Genomic DNA, 17666 nt, shown 5'->3' with positions numbered 1-17666 from the left:
TCCTTCTCGTTCGGCGGGCCGCGATCGTAGCGGGCGGGTTCAGCCGCCGGTGCGGCGGCCCAGGTAGGTGAGCGGGCCGGGGTCGGGGACGGGGAGGGGGTGGAAGCCGAGGCGGTCGTAGAAGGCGCGGGCGGCGGTGTTGGCGGTGACCATGCCGAGGTGGACCTTCGGGACGCCCTTGGCGGCCAGGGCGTCGAGCAGGGTGTGCATCAACTGCCGTCCGTGGCCCGCCCGCTGGTGGCTGGGGAGCAGGTCGATGTGTAGGTGGGCGGGGTGGGCGGCGAGTTCGGGCAGCAGGAGCCGCTCGGGGGTGTGCAGCAGCTGGACCATCACCTCGCTGGGGGTGGCCGGTTCGCCGGTCGGCGGCGGGTAGCGGTCGGTGACGGTGGGCAGCCACTCGTCGCGGAAGCGCCGCACGAACGTCGGGGTGTCGGCGGTGGCGAGCACGTAGCCGACGGCGCGGCCGGTGCCGTCGTCCAGGACGAACGCCAGGTCCGGTTCGAGGACGGCGTAGGGGGCGGCGAAGATGGTCGGCAGCAGGTCGTGGTCGGGGTAGGTCTGCCGGGAGTCGCCGCCGAGTTCGCCGGTGCGCACGCAGATGTCGTACAGCGCGGCCCGGTCGGCGGGCCGGTACGGGCGGACGGCGGGCCGTCGGGGATGGTCGCTCATCCCCGGCATCCTTCCTTCGAACGCACTGTTCGACAAGCGGGTTGACGGGTGGTCAGACCGCCATCGCCAGCATCAGCGGCGTCGCCCGGGCGGCCAGCAGTTCGGCGACCTCGCGCAGCCGGTGGGCCTGGGCGACCGGCAGCGAGGTGGCCAGGCAGCCGACGGTGCTGCCGGCCACGATCGGGACGGCCGCGCAGACCGTGTCCATCGAGTACTCCTGGAGGTCCAGCACCGGGACGGTGGCGGGCTGCCGGTCGAGCCGGTGCAGCAGGCGGTCGGTCTCGGTGATGGTGCGCGCGGTCAGCCGGGCGGCCGGGTGCCGGGCGAGGTGGTCGAGCCGGGCGTCGTGGTCGAGTTGGGCGAGCAGGCACTTGCCGATCGCGGAGGCGTGCGCGGTGGCCCGGAAGTCCGCCCACTCGTGCACGGCGGGGGCCTGCTCGTCCGCGCAGACCGCCTCGACCGAGAGTTCGCCGTCGTGGTAGCGGCTGAAGTAGACGGCCGCGCCGAGCTCCTCGCGCAGCTCCTCCAGCCGGTGGTGCAGCCGGGCCCGGACCATCGGCTCCCGGTGCTGGGTGCCGAGCAGGGTGAACGCGCCGCCGAGCGCCCAGCCGCCGTCCAGCCCGACCAGGTACCCTTCGGTCTCCAACTCCTCGGCCAGCAGCCGCACTTGCTCCTGCGGCAGGGTCAGTTCCCGGGCCAGTTCGGCCAGCGTCGCGCCGTCCGGGCGGCGGTCGACCGCCTCCAGCAGCCGCAGCGCCCGCCGCAGCGTCCCGAACGGCCCGCCGCCGGGGCCGCCCGATCCGAGCAACCCGTCCTCCCGGCCCCTGCTCGCCGTCGACATGGCCCCGCCCCCTCCGCCGCCGGTCCCGCCTCCCGTCCAGCGTAGCCAGCCCACCGGCTCCGCACCGTCCCCTCACCGGATATTCGCCCCGGCGGAGGGCCGCGCCCTTGACACGCATATGCCGGACCGGCCCCGGCGCACCACGCGCGCCGGGGCCGGTCCCGAGAGGGGGTGACGGGGCGTCAGTCCTCCTGGGCGGAGCGGAGCTCGGCGACCGCGGCGGCGAGGCGGCTGCCGTAGTCGGGGTCGGCGGCGTGGAAGTGGGCGAGGTTCTTCTCGACCACGTCGTCGCGGCCGACCTGGGCGAGCGAGCCGGCCAGGTTGGCGATCAGCCGGGACTTCTCGTCCTCCGTCATCAGCCGGTAGAGCTCGCCGGCCTGGAAGAAGTCGTCGTCCTTGCTGTGCGCGGGGGTGGTGTAGGTGCCGGTGTGGCCGGTGAGCGGCTGCGGGGCGTGCAGCGGCTCGTCGGTCTGGGCGGGGCCGCCGTACGAGTTGGGCTCGTAGTTCTTGCCGCGGCCGTTCGGGTTGAGCGCGGCGTAGCCGTCCTGGCCGTAGTTGGCGGCCTCGGCGGCGCGCGGGGCGTTGACCGGCAGCTGGGTGTGGTTGACGCCGAGCCGGTAGCGCTGGGCGTCGGCGTAGGCGAACAGGCGGCCCTGGAGCATCTTGTCGGGCGAGGGGCCGATGCCGGGGACGAAGTTGTTCGGCGAGAACGCGGCCTGCTCGACCTCGGCGAACACGTTCTCCGGGTTGCGGTTGAGCACCAGCCGGCCGACCTTGACCAGCGGGTAGTCGGCGTGCGGCCACACCTTGGTCAGGTCGAACGGGTTGAACCGGTAGTCCGCGGCGTCCTCGACCGGCATCAGCTGCACGTACAGCGTCCAGGACGGGAACACCCCGCGCTCGATCGCCTGGTGCAGGTCGCGCTGGTGGCTGTCGGCGTCGCCGCCCGCGGTCTCGGCGGCCTGGGCGGCGTCCAGCGAGCGGACGCCCTGGTTGGTCTTGAAGTGGTACTTCACCCAGTGCGCCCGGCCCTCGGCGTTGACCCACTGGTAGGTGTGCGAGCCGTAGCCGTTCATGTGCCGGTAGGAGGCCGGGATGCCGCGGTCACCGAACAGCCAGGTGATCTGGTGGGTGGAGGCCGGCGAGTGCGCCCAGAAGTCCCAGACGTTGTCGGGCTCCTGGATGCCGGTGTACGGGTCGCGCTTCTGCGAGTGGATGAAGTCCGGGAACTTGATCGGGTCCTTGATGAAGAACACCGGGGTGTTGTTGCCGACCAGGTCGTAGTTGCCCTGCTCGGTGTAGAACTTCACCGCGAAGCCGCGCGGGTCGCGCACCGCGTCGCTGGCGCCGAGCGCGCCCGCCACGGTGGAGAAGCGCAGGAACAGCTCGGTGCGCTTGCCGACCTGCGAGAGGAACGCGGCCCGGGTGTACTGCGAGACCTCGTCGGTCACCTCGAAGTACCCGTACGCGCCCGACCCGCGGGCGTGCACCACCCGCTCCGGGATCCGCTCGCGGTTGAACCGGGCCAGCTTCTCCAGCAGGTGCTGGTCCTGCACCAGCAGCGGGCCGTACTCGCCGGCCGAGGCGCTGTTCTGGTTGTCGGCGACGGGCGCGCCGGACTCGGTGCTGAGGGTTTTGGGCATGGGTGATCCTTCTCGGGCGTGCAGAGAACAGGAGGAGTGCGGGGGTGGTGGCGCGCTGACGGCTCGCGGAGGGTGGCGCGCCGTCAGCGCGCGGGGTGACGCGCCGTCAGTGCGCGGAGTGACGCGCCGTCAGTGCGCGTACAGCGGCCGGACGGCCGTCGCGTCGGCGAGCGGGCGGGCCTCGGCGAGGTCCTCGGCGAGGCCGGCCGCGGCGAGCGCCGCGCGGGCCTCCCGCGCGGGGAGCGCGTTGAACCAGCGCAGCGCGAGGGCGTCCTGGCCGGCGGGGGTGAGGCGGCCGGTGAGGCGCAGGCGGGCGAGGCCGCCGTCGGGGTAGACGTTGATCCGGACGTGGGTGACGGGGGTGCCCGCGGGGAGCCGGAAGCGGTGGCGGGTGTCGGGCTGCAGGCGGGTGCGCGGCAGCAGGACGGTCTCCTTCTCCCCGTCGGTGCCGACGAGTTCGGCCCAGCCGGGGGCGTTGGCGACGAAGCAGGAGGTGTCCACCTCCGCCGCCAGGACCTCGCCGCCCCCGGCCAGGGCTATCTGCACCCAGTCGTTGGCCTTGTCGCGCCGACGCCGGGTCTCCCAGCCGTCGCCCATGACGGAGGCGCGACCGGGAGCGTTCAGGTTGTGCGGGGAGGAGAAGTAGCGGTCCGAGGCGGCCTCGGCGACGCCGCCGTGCTCCTGGGCGGCCAGGTCGAAGGTGAGGCCGGCCAGGTCGCGCGGGTCGGGCAGCACCTCGCCGTGCACCCGCAGCCGGGCGACGCCGCCGTCGGGCCAGATGTTCAGGCGGACGTGGGTCCAGCGGGTCGGGTCGTCGACCGGGAACAGGTGCGCGGTGTCGCCCTCGAGCGCGGTGCGCGGGACCAGGTCGGTCCACTCGGCGGCGGCCAGCTCCTCGGGCGAGGGGTGGCCGGGTACGGACGCGGCCTGCACGGACGCGGTCTCGGGGTAGTTGCCGGTGAAGTGCGCGGTGTCGACGACCACGCCGCGGATCCGGCCCGCGACGCCGAGCCGGACGACCGCCCAGTCGTGGTCCTCGTCGGTGGGGTGCGGCTGCTCGGCGCTCGCGCCGCGGCGGCGGCGGGACTCCCAGCCGTCCATGATCTGGCCCTTGTGGCCGAAGGTGTGCGGGCGGAACTCGGCGGGCTGGGCGACCAGCAGGTTCTCGGCGTCCGCGAAGGTGTCCTCGTTGGTGGCGACCACGCCCGCGCCGAGCAGCCGGGAGGCCAGGTCGACCAGCTCGGTGAACGGCGCGTTCGAGGTCAGGTCAGTACTCAACTGGTGCTCCTTCTATCGGCGTTGGACTGTCAGGGTCGGGTGATCTGGCGGCCGTGCGGGGCGCCGTCGGGGTCGACGGTCCGTCCGCGCAGCCAGGTGTGCCGGACCAGACCGGTGAGGGTGCGGCCCGCGTAGGGGGTGACCGGGTTCTTGTGGTGGAGGCGCTCGGCGCGGACGGTGAGTTCGCCGTCCGGGTCGAAGGCCACCAGGTCGGCGTCGTACCCGGGCGCGATGGCGCCCTTGGTGCCGGTCAGGCCGACCAGTGCGGCGGGGCCGGCGGCCATCCAGCGGACCACGTCCGCCAGGGTGTGGCCGCGGCGGCGGGCCTCGGTCCAGACGGCGGGCAGGCCGAGCTGGAGCGAGGCGATGCCGCCCCAGGCGGCGGCGAAGTCGCCGCTGCCGCCGTGCCGGGTGAGGAGTTTGAGGTCGGGGGTGGAGGGCGAGTGGTCGGAGACCACGGCGGTGAACTCGCCGTCCGCGAGGGCCTGCCAGAGCAGGTCGCGGTTGGACTCGTCACGGATCGGCGGGCAGCACTTGAAGGCGGTGTCCCCGTCGGGGACCTCCTCGGCGGCCAGCGTCAGGTAGTGCGGGCAGGTCTCGGCGGTGACGTCGACGCCGTCGGCGCGGGCCTGCCGCAGCAGCGGCAGCACGGCGGCGGAGGAGACGTGCAGGACGTGCACCCGGGCGCCGGTGCGGCGGGCGGCGGCCAGCAGGGCGGCGACCGCGGCGGCCTCGGCGCCGTCCGGGCGGGAGGCCAGGAAGTCGCGGTAGTGGGTGCCGGGGACCTGCGGGGCGGCGGCCAGCACCGCCGGGTCCTCGGCGTGGATGATCGCCAGCGCGCCGATCCGGGCCTGCTCGGCGAGCGCCGCCTCCAGGTCGGCGGGGGTGGCCAGGTGCGGGAACTCGTCCACCCCGGACGGGGCGAGGAAGGACTTGAAGCCGAACACGCCGGCGCGGTGCAGGGGTTCGAGGTCGGCGGTGTTGCCGGGGACGGCGCCGCCCCAGAAGCCCAGGTCGACCCAGGTCTGACCGTCGGCGGTCTTCCGCTTGGCGGCCAGGCCCTCGACCGTGGTGGTCGGCGGGATCGAGTTGAGCGGCATGTCGACGATCGTGGTGACGCCGCCGGCCGCGGCGGCCCTGGTCGCGGAGGCGAAGCCCTCCCAGTCGGTGCGGCCGGGCTCGTTGACGTGCACGTGGGTGTCGACCAGGCCGGGCAGCAGCGCGGTGTCGCCGAGGTCGGTGAGCTGCCGGTCGCCGGCGAGCAGGGTGCCGTGCGGGGCGACCTGCTCGATCTTTCCGGCCCGCAGCAGCACGTCGGCGGGGCGCTCGCCGTCCGGCAGGACCACCCGCCGGGAGCGGATCACCGCGGTGTCGCCGATGGGCATGAGGGGACCTCCGAGCGTCGTGAACAGCGAGGGTGGGTCGAAGGAGTGGTGGGAGCCTAGGCTCGCCTTCAACAAAACGTCAATGTGTGAACGTACGAGAATTCAACAAACCGTCAGGCCAGCAGCGCGGCCGCCAGCCGCTCCCCCGCGAGCTCCGCGAGCTCGCCCGCCCGGGCCATCGACTCCGCCGGATCGCCCGCCAGGTCGGCCAGCGCCAGCGCCGACACGAAGCCCGCCGCCCGCCACTCCCGCTCCGCCAGCTCCAGCCGCCCGGCCACCGCGGCCACCGGCACCCCGGCCCGGGCCGCCGCCGCGGCCACCCCCGCCGGGGCCTTGCCGTGCAGGGTCTGCTCGTCCAGGCAGCCCTCGCCGGTCACCACCAGGCGCGCCCCGCGCACCGCCCGCTCGAAGCCCAGCAGCTCCAGCAGCAGCTCGATGCCGGGCCGCATGGCCGCCCCCAGCAGCGCCAGCGCGGCGAAACCCACCCCGCCGGCCGCGCCCGCGCCCGCCGCACCGCGGACCTCACGGCCCGTCAGGTCGGCGACCGCGTCCGCCCAGCGGGTCAGCCCCTCCTCCAGCACCACCAGGTCGGCGGCGTCCGCGCCCTTCTGCGGGCCGTACACGGCGGCCGCGCCGCGCGGGCCGAGCAGCGGGTTGTCCACGTCGCACGCGACGATCACCTCCACCCCGCGCAGCCGCTCCGCGAGCGGGCCCGGCTCCACCCGGGCCAGCCGGCGCAGCGCGGCCCCGCCGGGCGGCAGCGGGGCGCCGTCCGCGTCGTACAGCTCGACGCCCAGCGCCTGCACCATGCCCGCACCGCCGTCGGTGCAGGCGCTGCCGCCCAGGCCCAGCACCACCCGGGTCGCCCCGAGCGAGACCGCCTTGGCGATCAGCTGGCCCACCCCGTACGAGCCCGCCGCCAGCGGCGCGGTCCGGCCGCCGGGCAGCCGGGCCAGGCCGGAGGACTGCGCCAACTCGACCACCGCGGTCTCGCCCTTCACGGCCAGCCCCGCGACCACCGGCAGGCCGGTCGGCCCGGCGACCTTCACCTCGACCCGGGAGAAGCCCGCCGCGAGCGCCGCCGCGAGCGTCCCCTCGCCGCCGTCGGCCACCGGCAGCTCCCGCACCTCGAGGCCGGGCACCGCCCGCCGGATCCCGGCGGCGATCCGCGCGGCGACCTCGGCGCCCTCCAGCGACCCCTTGAACTTGTCGGGGGCGACGACCACATGACCTCGCACGGCGGACCGGCCTTTCACGGGGAGGAACTGTCAGGGAGCTGGGGGATGCGGGAGCGGGGCCCGGGACGGCCGGCGGTTCGCCACCCGGCCCCGAGACGGCCGGCGGTTCGGCGCCGGGCCCCGGGGCGGCCGGCGGTTCGCCACCGGGCCCCGAGACGGCCGGCGGTTCGCCACCGGGCCCCGAGACGGCCGGCGGTTCGGCGCCGGTGCGCGCCGTCCCCCGAACCCCTGGTGAGGAGTCTCCCTCCCCGCCGACCTCCCGTCCCGCTTCCGACGTGCGGGAGGCTCCCCTCGGCGGGGAGGGGGTGGTGCCCCCCTGGCGACGCGGGCGCGACCGGACAGGTACACGCCGCCAGGGGGAGTCGGTTGTCGGGCCTGCGGCGGCCCGGCCTCCAGCGGCCGGGCCCCCGTTGCCGGCCCGTCGGTTACTTGACCTCGCGGCCGGAGAGCCGCTCGACGCCGCGCAGCAGGGCGGAGTGGTCGAGCGAGCCGTCGCCGTTGGCGCGGGCGGAGGCGACGAGCTGGGCGGCGACCGCGCCGAGCGGGAGCGCGGCGCCGACGGCGCGGGCGGCGTCGGTGACGATGCCCATGTCCTTGTGGTGGAGGTCGATCCGGAAGCCGGGGGCGAACTCGCGGGCGAGCATGTTGCCCTTCTTGCGGTTCAGCACGGTGGAGCCGGCCAGTCCGCCGCCGAGCACGTCGAGGGCGGCGGCGAGGTCGACGCCGGCGTTCTCCAGGAACACCACGGCCTCGGCCAGCACCTGGATGTTGACGGCGACGATCAGCTGGTTGGCGGCCTTGACGGTCTGGCCGGCGCCGGCCGGGCCGACGTGCACGACGGTGGTGCCGAGCGCGTCGAACAGCGGCTTCGCCTCGGCGAAGTCGGCGGCCTCACCACCGACCATGATGGAGAGCACGGCCTCGACCGCACCGGCCTCGCCGCCGGAGACGGGGGCGTCCAGGGTGCGGACGCCGCGGGCCCTGGCGGCGGCCTCGACCTTGATCGAGGTCTGCGGGGTGATGCTGGACATGTCGATGACCAGGGTGCCGGCCTTGACGTTCTCCAGGACGCCGCCCTCGCCGAGGACGGCCTGCTCGACGTGCGGGTCGGCGGGGACCATGGTGATGACGACCTCGGCGTCGGCGACGGCCTCGGCGATCGAGGCGGCACCGTGGCCGCCGGCCGCGACCAGGGCGTCGATGGGCTCCTGGGTGAGGTTGTAGCCGGTGACGTGGTGGCCGGCCTTGACCAGGTTGACGGCCATGGGCTTGCCCATGATGCCGAGGCCGATGAAGGCGATCTTGCGGCTCATCGCGTGCGGGTCCTTACGTGTGAGGGTCTTGAGGGGAAAGGAGAGCTCGGCGCCCGGGGTTCAGCGCGGGGCTCAGCGCGCGGCGCGCAGTTCGCGCGGCAGCCAGTCGAAGCTCTCGGCGCTGACGCCGCCGGCCGGGCGGTACTCGAGGCCGATGCGGCCCCGGTAGCCGGCCGCGGTGAGGCGGGCGAACAGGTCCTCGAAGTCGAGTTCGCCGGTGCCGGGTTCGTTGCGGCCGGGGGTGTCGGCGATCTGCACGTGGCCGATCCGGTCGGCGTACGCGTCGATGACGGCGGCCGGGTCCTCGCCGTTGCGGGCGAGGTGGTAGAGGTCGCAGAGGAACTTGGCGTTGCCGAGGCCGGTGGCGGCGTTGACCTTGTCGACGACGTCGACCGCGGCGGCGGCGGTGACCAGCGGGTAGTCCGGGGACTCCGCCTTGTTGAGGGTCTCGACCAGCAGGACCGCGCCGACGGAGTGGGCGGCCCGGGCGGCGAGGGCGAGGTTCTCCAGCGCGAGGGCGTCCTGTTCGGCGGGGTCGGCGTCGGGGACGCGGTTGCCGTAGAGGGCGTTGAGCGCGCCGGTGCCGAGGCGTTCGGCGAGGGCGGTGGCGACCGGGATGTTCTCCCGGAAGCGCTCGCTCTCGGCCGGGACGGAGAGCGTGCCGCGGGCGCCGCGGGTCAGGTCGTCGACGAAGTTGAGGCCGGTGAGCTGGACGCCGGCGGTCTCGAACGCGCTTGCCAGGGCGTCGAGTTCGGCGTTGCCGGGGGCGTGGTCCTCGCCGAACGGCCACCAGAGCTCGGCGGCGGTGAAGCCGGCCGCGGCCGCGGCGGCGGGCCGCTCCAGCAGCGGCAGTTCGCCGAACAGGATGGACAGGTTGACCGTGAAGCGGTGCTGGGCGGCAGCGGTCACGTCGTTCACCTCAATCGCTCTCTCGCCGGGCGGCGCCCGCCGGGCAACTTCCACGATCCGGAAGCTGGATTCTGCTTGATGGAAGCTTCTCCGCCGCCCGGCCGGACTGTCAAGAACGTCGCAACAATTTGTTGAAGCAGCCGAACTCCCGGCCGCGCTGCGGGACGGCACTGTCCGATCGACCAGACCGGGCGGATCGATGAGACCGACCGGCAAATGGAGGGTGGGTGAAGGAGCGGGTCGAGGGCCGAGTCCGGGCGGTGCCGACGAGGGAGCCGTGGCGAAGCCACGGCGACTGAGGAGAAGCCGTCCGGGCGACAGCCATCGGCCCGCGACGCCGCCCTCCATTTGCCGGTCGGTCTAAGGTGGGCGGGTGCGATTGATGGTGGAGTTCACGACAGAGCCGTTCGAACTGGACGGGTTCCCCGAGCACGCCAAGGCCGCGCGCCGGGTGGTGGACGAGGCGGGCCTCGCCGTCTCGGTCGGGCCGTTCGGCACCAGCGCCGAGGGCGACGCCGAGCCGGCCCTGGCCGCCGTCACCCGACTGCTGCGGGAGACCCTGGCGGCGGGGGCGAGCCGGATCTCGGTCCAGGTCAGTGTGTTGGACGAGCGGCCCGGCACCCCCGCGGCGCCCGGGCCGGAAGGATCCGAAGGAGGGGATAAGCAGTGAGCGACGCCCTGGACCACCCGCTCACCGCCGCCCTGCGGCCACTGCTGGACGCGGTCGGCGCGACCGCGGTCGCGCCGGCCGAGGCCCGCGCGGAGGACGTCGTCCTGGAGTGGGACGGCGCGCCCGCGCTGGCGGTGCGGCTGCCGCACCTGAGCAGTGCGCTGGACCGGCTGCTGGCCGAGATGGTCCGGCAGTTCGACGGGCGGCCGCTGACCGAGCTGGACCGCGCGGACAAGCAGCGGGTCGTCGCCCTGCTGGAGGAGCGCGGCGCATTCACCGTCCGCCACGGGGTGGAGACGGTCGCGTCGGCGCTCGGGGTCAGCCGGTTCACCGTGTACAACTACCTGAACCGGCAGGAGAAGGACTGACCCGCCGGGCCCTGCTTTGGCGGATCGCACACGGCGCCGGGTCGCGGACCCGGCGCCGTGTGCTGTCAGCACAAACAGTTCAACAAAGTGTTGACGGCCTGTTGCGGCCCATCTAGCTTGTGCGGGTGGCACCAACCCTCAGGAGGTCCACCGTGACCCAGCCACCCCCTGCTCTCTCGGCCCTGGCCGCCACCGGCGCGTCCGGGCTGCGGGAGATCCTGCTGGAGGTCTGCTCCAGCCCCACCTGGGCCGCCGCCGTCGCGGCGTCCCGCCCCTGGCACGACCGCGCCGAGCTGTCCGCCGCCAACGCGAAGGCGATGGCGGAGCTCTCCGCGGACGACCTGCACGACGCGATGGCCGGGCACGCCCGGATCGGCACCCCGAAGGCCGGCGACGCCACCTCCGAGCGCGAGCAGGCCGGCATCCGGGGCACCGCCCCGGCCGTGCTGGACGAGCTGCGCGCGGCCAACGCCGCCTACGAGGCGAAGTTCGGCCACGTGTTCCTGATCTGCGCGACCGGCCGCACCGCGGAGGGCATGCTCGCCGCGCTGCGCGAGCGGTACCCGAACGACACCGCCACCGAGGCGGAGAACGTCCGGGAGGAGCTGCGCAAGATCAACGAGATTCGCCTCGATCAACTGCTTGACGTCAAGCAATGAATTGACGGACAGTCACTTCCTGCCATTCAGTGAGGTCTTCCCCACCATGACCGGCATCTCCACGCATGTGCTCGACACCAGCCTCGGCCGTCCGGCCGAGGGCGTTCCGGTCGAGCTGGCACTGCACACCGAGGGTGGCTGGCAGGTGCTCGGCACCTCCGCCACGGACTCCGACGGCCGGGTCAAGGACCTGCCGGCCGCGGAGGCGGGCTCGGTCGTCCGGCTGCTGTTCGACACCGCGGCGTACTACGCGGGGTCGGCCGAGCAGCCGTTCTTCCCCGAGGTCTCGATCGTCTTCACGGTCGCGCCCGCGCAGCACCACTACCACGTGCCGTTGCTGCTCAACCCGTTCGGCTACTCGGTCTACCGCGGAAGCTAGGTAGACCGTCTGGAACCCTAGGAGCCACGTCATGGCCCACGTGCTCGGTCAGAACCAGTACGGCAAGGCGGAGAACCGCATCGTCCGGGTCTACCGCGATTCCACCCGCCACGAGATCAAGGACCTGAACGTCTCGGTCGCGCTGCGCGGCGAGTTCGACGACGTGCACCTCACCGGCTCGAACGCCAACTGCCTGCCCACCGACACCACCAAGAACACCGTGTACGCCTACGCCAAGGAGCACGGCATCGAGTCCGCCGAGGGCTTCGCGGTCCGGCTGGCCCGGCACTTCGTGGACGACACCGAGCGCGGCGTCGTGCACAGCGCCCGGATCCGGGTCGAGGAGTACGGCTGGGAGCGGATCAAGACCCCCGACTCCTCCTCCCGGTTCATCGGCTCCGAGGAGGTCGGCCACTCCTTCGTCCGCAAGGGCCAGGAGGTGCGCACCACCGAGGTGGTGTACGACGGCGACCGGTTCCGGGTGATCTCCGGGCTCAAGGACCTGGTGGTGCTGAACACCACCAACTCGGAGTTCTGGGGCTACATCAAGGACCGGTACACCACCCTCCAGGAGGCGTACGACCGCATCCTGGCCACCCAGGTCACCGCCCGCTGGGCGTTCGGCTTCCACGGCCGCGACGACCAGCCGGAGCCGAACTGGAACCGCTCGTACCAGCAGGTGCGCCGCCACCTGCTGGAGGCGTTCGCCGAGACCTACTCCTACTCGCTGCAGCAGACCCTGCACGCGATGGGCACCCGGGTGCTGAACAACCGCGCCGAGGTGGACGAGGTCCGCCTCGAACTGCCGAACAAGCACCACTTCCTGGTCGACCTGGAGCCGTTCGGACTGAAGAACGACAACGAGGTCTACTTCGCCGCCGACCGGATGTACGGCCTGATCGAGGGCACCGTGCACCGCGAGGGCGTCACCCCGGTCATCCCGGTCGCCTGACGCTCCGCCAACCGCCTTACGCAGCACCGCAGTTCCGCTCTCTCCCTCCCCCCACCGTTCGGAGACCGTGCCCGCCCTCACGGCGGCAGTCCCGGGAGCTGGAGAGCAGTCCGGAGGGACCCTGCACCGTCGTCCCGCCCTCCGGCCGATCCACACCCTCTCCAGCGCCCGGGTTGCGCCGAGAGCCTGGGGCAGCAAAGGGGCTACTTCCATGGCACTCCGCACCACCCCCACCACTGACGACGGTTCCACCCCCACCCACCCGGTGGACGAGGTGCTCTCCCCGCCGAAGCTGTTCGGCACCGGGCTGCAGCACGTCGCCGCGATGTACGCCGGCGTGGTCGCTCCACCCCTGATCGTGGGCGCGGGCGTCGGGCTGACCCCCGGCGAACTCGCCCTGCTGATATCGGCCAGCCTGTTCACCGCCGGACTGGCCACCCTGCTGCAGACCCTGGGCGTCTGGCGGATCGGGGCCCGGCTCCCGTTCGTCAACGGCGTCTCGTTCGCCGGCGTCGCACCGATGCTGGCGATCGCCAAGGAGCACGGCCCGAAGGACGCCCTCCCGGTGATCTTCGGCGCGGTGATCGTCGCGGGGGTCCTGTGCTTCCTCGCGGCACCGTACTTCTGCCGGCTCGTCAGGTTCTTCCCGGCGGTCGTGCAGGGCACCGTGATCACCCTGATCGGTGTCTCCCTGCTGCCGGTGGCGGTCAACTGGGCGCGCGGCGGCTCGCCGGGCGCGCCCGGCTACGGCTCCGCGAAGGCGGTCGGCCTGGCCGCGTTCACGCTGGCCGCCGTGGTGCTGGGCAACCGGCTGCTGCGGGGCTTCTGGCAGCAGATGTCCCTGCTGATCGGACTGGCCGTCGGCACCGCCGCCGCCTTCCCGCTCGGCCTGGCCGACTTCTCGAAGGTCGGCGAGGCGCAGGTGTTCGCGCTGCCCTCGCCGTTCCACTTCGGCGGGCCGCAGTTCGACATCGCGGCCATCGTGTCGATGTGCATCGTCATGGTGGTCTCGATGACCGAGTCCACCGCCGACATGCTGGCGCTGGGCCGGATCGTCGACCGCGAGGCGGACGAGCCGACCCTGGCGGCCGGCCTGCGCGCCGACGGCCTGGCCACCGCGGTCAGCCCGGTGTTCAACGGCTTCGCGTGCAGCGCGTTCGCCCAGAACATCGGACTGGTGGCGCTCACCAAGGTCCGCAGCCGGTTCGTGGTCGCGGCCGGCGGCGGGATCCTGGTGCTGCTGGGCCTGTTCCCGGTGCTCGGCTCGGTCGTGTCGCTGGTGCCGCAGCCGGTGCTCGGCGGCGCGGGGATCGTGCTGTTCGGCACGGTCGCGGCGTCCGGCATCCGCACCCTCGCGGAGGCCGGGATGGAGTCGACCTCGCACACCATCCTGGTGTCGGTGTCGCTCGGGGTCGGGATCATCCCGATCGCCGTACCGTCCTTCTACGACGGGTTCCCGGAGGCCGTCCGCACCCTGATGCACTCCGGCATCTCGGCCGGCTGCCTGGCCGCGGTGCTGCTCAACCTGCTGTTCCACCACGTCGGCTCCGCCGGCCGTTCCCTCCAAGGAGTACCCCCATGGCAGTCCAGCCCCCCGCCGCCGACCGGCGGATCGTGATCGAGAACGTCGCGATCGCCACCGTCGACGCCCAGGACACCGAGTACGCCCGCGGCCACGTGGTCGTGCTCGGCAACACCATCGAGTCGGTCGGCGACGGGCCCGCGCCCGCCTGGCTGGACAACGTGGCGCGACGGATCAACGGCGAGGGGCACCTGCTCACCCCCGGGCTGGTCAACACCCACCACCACTTCTACCAGTGGATCACCCGCGGCCTGGCCCAGGACAGCATCCTGTTCGACTGGCTGGTGGCGCTCTACCCGACCTGGGCACGCATCGACGAGGACCTGGTGCACGCCGCCACCCAGGGCTCCGCCGCGGCGCTGCTCAAGTCGGGCTGCACCACCGCCTCCGACCACCACTACGTCTTCCCGCGCGGCGGCGGCGACGTGCTGGGCGCCTCGGTGGCCGGCGTGCAGGAGCTGGGCCTGCGGTTCACCGCGCTGCGCGGCTCGATGGACCGCAGCAAGAAGGACGGCGGCCTGCCGCCGGACCACGCGGTCGAGGACACCGACGAGATCCTCGCCGCGTCCGAGAGCGCCGTCGACAAGTGGCACGACGCCTCGTTCGGCTCGATGCTGCAGGTCGCCATCGCGCCCTGCTCCCCGTTCTCGGTCTCCACCGAACTGATGCGGCAGTCCGCCGAGTTGGCCCGCCGCAAGGGCGTGCGGCTGCACACCCACGGCTCGGAGACCGCCGAGGAGGAGGAGTTCTGCAAGCAGCTGTTCGGGATGGGCCCCACCGACTACTTCGAGTCGACGGGCTGGCTCGGCGAGGACGTGTGGATGGCGCACTGCGTCCACATGAACGACTCCGACATCGCGAAGTTCGCCGAGACCGGCACCGGCGTCGCGCACTGCCCGTCCTCCAACGCCCGCCTCGCGGCCGGCATCGCCCGGGTCCCCGACATGCTGAGGGCGGGCGTCCCGGTCGGCCTCGGCGTGGACGGCACCGCCTCCAACGAGTCCGGCGAGCTGGGCACCGAACTGCGCAACGCGCTGCTGATCAACCGCCTGCACGGCCGCCCCGACGCCCTGACGGTCCGCCAGGCGCTGCGCCTGGGCACCATGGGCGGCGCCCGCGTGCTGGGCCGCCAGGCCGAGATCGGCTCGATCGAGCCGGGCAAGCTCGCCGACCTCGCGCTGTGGAAGGTCGACGGCGTCCTGCACTCCTCGATCGCCGACCCGGTCGCCGCCCTCGTCCTGGGTGCCCTCCCGCCGCTGGCCGTCCTGTTCGTCAACGGCAACGCCGTGGTCGAGAACGGCCGCCTCACCACCGTCGACGAGGACCGGATCGCCCTCGCCGCCGCCCGCGCCGCCCGCGACCTCGCCGCCCGCGGCTGACACCCCCTCACACTCCGGGGGCCCGCCGCCAGGGACGACGGCGGGCCCCCGGACCCACGGCCCCGGACCCACGGCGAAGGGTCCGGGGCCGGCTCCGCGCTCCGCTCACGCCACCGCCGCACGCACCGCCGCCCCGCGCGCCACCGCCCGGATCGCCAGCCCCGCCGCTGCCAGCAGGGCGCCCAGGACGGCCCAGCCCGCGACGCCGTGGGCGAGGACGGTGGCGGTGACGACCAGCGGGCCGATCACGTGCGAGCCGGCCTGGCCGCTCATGAAGACGCCCTGGTACTCGCCGTGCCGGTCCGGGTCGGCCAGGTCGAGGCTGAGCGTCCAGCCGCCCGCGGAGGTGAGCAGTTCGGCGAGGCTGTGCAGCAGCACGCCGGTCAGCACCAGGGCCACCGCGAGGACGGCGCCGTGCCCGGCGGCGGCCGCGTACACCAGGCAGGCCGCGCCCAGCAGGACGCCGCCGCGGGCGCAGGCCCGGGCGGCCGAGCGGAGGTCGACCACGCCGCGGCCGGCGCGGACCTGGAACAGCACCACGGTCAGGCAGTTGACGATGCCGACCACCGCGACCAGGGCGCGCGGCGCGGCGGTGCGGGTGGCGATCCACAGCGGGATGCCGATCTCCAGCATGGCGAACTGCAGTTCCAGCACGGCGTGCAGGAAGGCCACCAGCAGGTAGCGCCGGTCGGCGAGCGCGGTGCGCGGCCGCCCGGCGCCGGTCCGCCGCCCGGCGGGGACGCCGGCCTCCGGCAGGCCGCGCAGCAGCAGCGAGGTGGCGGCGAAGCTGGCGGCGTCCACGGCCAGCGCGGCGGTGTAGCCCCAGTGGCTGTCCGACTGGAGGGCGAAGACCGCGCCGGTGGAGCCGATCACCAGCCCGGCGTTCATCACCGAGCGCAGCACCGCCCGCGAGCGCACCTGGTCCTCGGCGGGCAGCAGGTGCGCGATCAGCGCGCTGCGCACCACGATCGCGCCGCGTTCCAGCACGGTGGCGGTGACGATGGCGGCGACGAACGGCGCGAAGCCGTCGACGAAGGCGTAGGTGAGCACGGCCAGGCCCTGCAGCGGCCCGAGCAGGTACAGCAGCCGGCGGTGGCCGACCCGGTCGGCGAGCCGTCCGAACGGGACGCCGGCCAGCATCCCGGCGACTCCGGCTGCAGCCAGTCCGGTGGCCAACTGTCCGGCGCTCAGCCCCACTTGGCGGGTGAAGTAGAGGGCGCTGACGGAGTAGTAGAGGCCGTTGCCGACGGTGTTGACGGCGGTCATCACGGCGAGCCGGCGCAGGATCGGGTCTGCGGGCAGGAGGGAGCGGCGCCCGGCGGGCGCGGCGGCGGCGGTCATGCGGGCCAGGACACCAGGGTTCCCAGCGGCCGGGAATCCTTTTACCGTTGGGGTCAATGTTCGAGTTCGCCTTCGGCGTGGACGACCTCGCCACCACCTGGATCACCTACTCGCCGCTGCAGGAGGCGGTGTTCAGCCTGCGGGCCCGCCGCCGCCCGGCGGCGTACCCGCACTACCGGCGCTGGACGGCGTCCTGGGAGGCCGCGTACCGGGAGCTGGACTCCGCGCTGCTGGACGCGCTGGTGACGCCCCGGGTCTGGGTGCCGGACTTCCTGACGCCCCGTCCGGCGGGCCGGCGCCCGTCCTTCGAGAGCGAGTTGGCGGTCCTCGCGGCCACCGATCCGGCCGTCGTCGCCAAGGACTTCACGGCCGCGCACCAGGGCGACGGCGCGCCGCTGCCGCCCTCGCTGGCCACCCGGCTGGACGACCCGGCCGCCCTGCTGGCGCACTGCGTCGAGCAGTTGCGCGGCTACTGGGAGCGCTGCCTGCTGCCGCACTGGTGGCCGCGGGCGCGGGCGATCCTGGAGGCCGACCTGGCCCACCGGGGACGGATGTTCGCCGAGCACGGCGCGGAGGGCCTGTTCGCCGACCTCTCCCCCCAACTCTCTTGGAAATCAGGGGTGTTGCGGCTGGACGACCCCGACCCCCGGGTCCGGGCGCTGGGCGGCCGGTACACCCCGGTGGCCGGCCGCGGCCTGATCCTGCTGCCCACCCTGTGCGGCCGCGGGGCCCACACCGTGATCGACCCGGACGAGCCGCCGGTGATCAGTTACCCGGCCCGTGGCACGGCGCTGCTGGGCGAGCAGCAGCCGTTCCCCGAAGTGCCGGACGCGCTGGCCGAGTTGATCGGCCCCCCGCGGGCCCGCCTGCTCCTGCTGCTGGCCCACCCCGCCACCACCACCGCCCTGGCCCACCGCCTCGGCGTCACCCCGGGCGCCGTCAGCCGCCACCTGTCCGCCCTCACCGCCGCGGGCCTGCTCACCCGCACCCGGGCCGGCCGCAGCGTGCTGTACGCCCGCTCCCCCCTGGGGGCCGCCCTCGCCTCCGGCGACCGGTGAAC

General features: G+C 73.9%; 17 protein-coding genes. 8 read left to right on the top strand and 9 right to left on the bottom strand.

Annotated features, from left to right (window positions below):
- Positions 1-39: 39 nt before the first annotated feature.
- From IH44_RS0117545 to IH44_RS0117510, 8 genes are all read right to left on the bottom strand, one after another.
- Positions 40-669, bottom strand: a complete 630-nt coding sequence (locus IH44_RS0117545) for a GNAT family N-acetyltransferase (protein WP_030460527.1) — start codon at positions 667-669, stop codon at positions 40-42.
- A 52-nt stretch (positions 670-721) separates the two neighbouring features.
- Positions 722-1510 carry an IclR family transcriptional regulator gene (locus tag IH44_RS0117540; protein WP_081966937.1) on the bottom strand — a complete coding sequence of 263 codons (789 nt, stop codon included), beginning with the start codon at positions 1508-1510 and terminating at the stop codon, positions 722-724.
- A gap of 182 nt (positions 1511-1692) precedes the next feature.
- The gene (locus IH44_RS0117535) at positions 1693-3153 is read right to left on the bottom strand and encodes a catalase (RefSeq protein WP_030460525.1); all 1461 of its coding nucleotides are present in this window, start codon (positions 3151-3153) and stop codon (positions 1693-1695) included.
- Positions 3154-3282: 129 nt separating this feature from the next.
- Positions 3283-4431 carry an allantoicase gene (gene alc / locus IH44_RS0117530; protein ID WP_030460524.1) on the bottom strand — a complete coding sequence of 383 codons (1149 nt, stop codon included), beginning with the start codon at positions 4429-4431 and terminating at the stop codon, positions 3283-3285.
- 29 nt (positions 4432-4460) lie between these two features.
- Entirely contained in the window at positions 4461-5816 is a 1356-nt protein-coding gene (gene allB, locus IH44_RS0117525) for an allantoinase AllB (protein WP_030460523.1), read from the bottom strand.
- A 113-nt stretch (positions 5817-5929) separates the two neighbouring features.
- Positions 5930-7054, bottom strand: coding sequence for a glycerate kinase (locus IH44_RS0117520; protein WP_030460522.1), 1125 nt, complete (start codon positions 7052-7054; stop codon positions 5930-5932).
- Between the two features lie 425 nt (positions 7055-7479).
- Entirely contained in the window at positions 7480-8367 is an 888-nt protein-coding gene (locus IH44_RS0117515; RefSeq protein ID WP_030460521.1) for a 2-hydroxy-3-oxopropionate reductase, read from the bottom strand.
- Between the two features lie 72 nt (positions 8368-8439).
- Entirely contained in the window at positions 8440-9285 is an 846-nt protein-coding gene (locus IH44_RS0117510; protein WP_030460520.1) for a TIM barrel protein, read from the bottom strand.
- A 364-nt stretch (positions 9286-9649) separates the two neighbouring features.
- On the opposite strand from IH44_RS0117510, the gene IH44_RS41135 reads away from it, so the two are divergent.
- The 7 genes from IH44_RS41135 to IH44_RS0117475 all read left to right on the top strand — a co-directional run bounded on the left by IH44_RS41135 (position 9650) and on the right by IH44_RS0117475 (position 15265).
- A complete protein-coding gene (locus IH44_RS41135; RefSeq protein WP_232794979.1) occupies positions 9650-9946 on the top strand; it encodes a thiamine-binding protein in 297 nt (98 codons plus the stop codon).
- A complete protein-coding gene (locus tag IH44_RS0117500; protein ID WP_030460518.1) occupies positions 9943-10314 on the top strand; it encodes a helix-turn-helix domain-containing protein in 372 nt (123 codons plus the stop codon). Before IH44_RS41135 ends, IH44_RS0117500 begins: the two co-directional genes overlap by 4 nt.
- Positions 10315-10466: 152 nt before the next feature.
- Entirely contained in the window at positions 10467-10973 is a 507-nt protein-coding gene (uraD, locus tag IH44_RS0117495) for a 2-oxo-4-hydroxy-4-carboxy-5-ureidoimidazoline decarboxylase (protein WP_157852356.1), read from the top strand.
- 46 nt (positions 10974-11019) lie between these two features.
- Entirely contained in the window at positions 11020-11352 is a 333-nt protein-coding gene (gene uraH, locus IH44_RS0117490) for a hydroxyisourate hydrolase (protein ID WP_030460516.1), read from the top strand.
- A 31-nt stretch (positions 11353-11383) separates the two neighbouring features.
- A complete protein-coding gene (gene pucL / locus IH44_RS0117485; protein WP_030460515.1) occupies positions 11384-12304 on the top strand; it encodes a factor-independent urate hydroxylase in 921 nt (306 codons plus the stop codon).
- Positions 12305-12515: 211 nt separating this feature from the next.
- The gene (locus IH44_RS0117480; protein ID WP_030460514.1) at positions 12516-13922 is read left to right on the top strand and encodes a nucleobase:cation symporter-2 family protein; all 1407 of its coding nucleotides are present in this window, start codon (positions 12516-12518) and stop codon (positions 13920-13922) included.
- Positions 13883-15265 carry an 8-oxoguanine deaminase gene (locus IH44_RS0117475; RefSeq protein ID WP_030460513.1) on the top strand — a complete coding sequence of 461 codons (1383 nt, stop codon included), beginning with the start codon at positions 13883-13885 and terminating at the stop codon, positions 15263-15265. The genes IH44_RS0117480 and IH44_RS0117475 overlap by 40 nt, the downstream gene beginning before the upstream one ends.
- 105 nt (positions 15266-15370) lie before the next feature.
- On the opposite strand, the gene IH44_RS0117470 is transcribed toward IH44_RS0117475, so the two are convergent.
- Complete coding sequence (locus IH44_RS0117470) at positions 15371-16606, bottom strand: MFS transporter (RefSeq protein WP_030460512.1); 1236 nt, start codon at positions 16604-16606, stop codon at positions 15371-15373.
- Between the two features lie 56 nt (positions 16607-16662).
- Between IH44_RS0117470 and IH44_RS0117465 the strand changes: the two genes are divergently transcribed.
- The gene (locus IH44_RS0117465; RefSeq protein WP_030460511.1) at positions 16663-17664 is read left to right on the top strand and encodes a MarR family transcriptional regulator; all 1002 of its coding nucleotides are present in this window, start codon (positions 16663-16665) and stop codon (positions 17662-17664) included.
- Positions 17665-17666: the final 2 nt, after the last annotated feature.

The sequence above is a fragment of the Kitasatospora sp. NRRL B-11411 genome (genome assembly GCF_000721345.1).
GTDB classification, from domain to species: domain Bacteria; phylum Actinomycetota; class Actinomycetes; order Streptomycetales; family Streptomycetaceae; genus Kitasatospora; species Kitasatospora cineracea.
The sequence above is the reverse complement of the archived record's forward strand: the minus strand, read 5'-3'. Positions and strand labels throughout refer to the sequence as shown.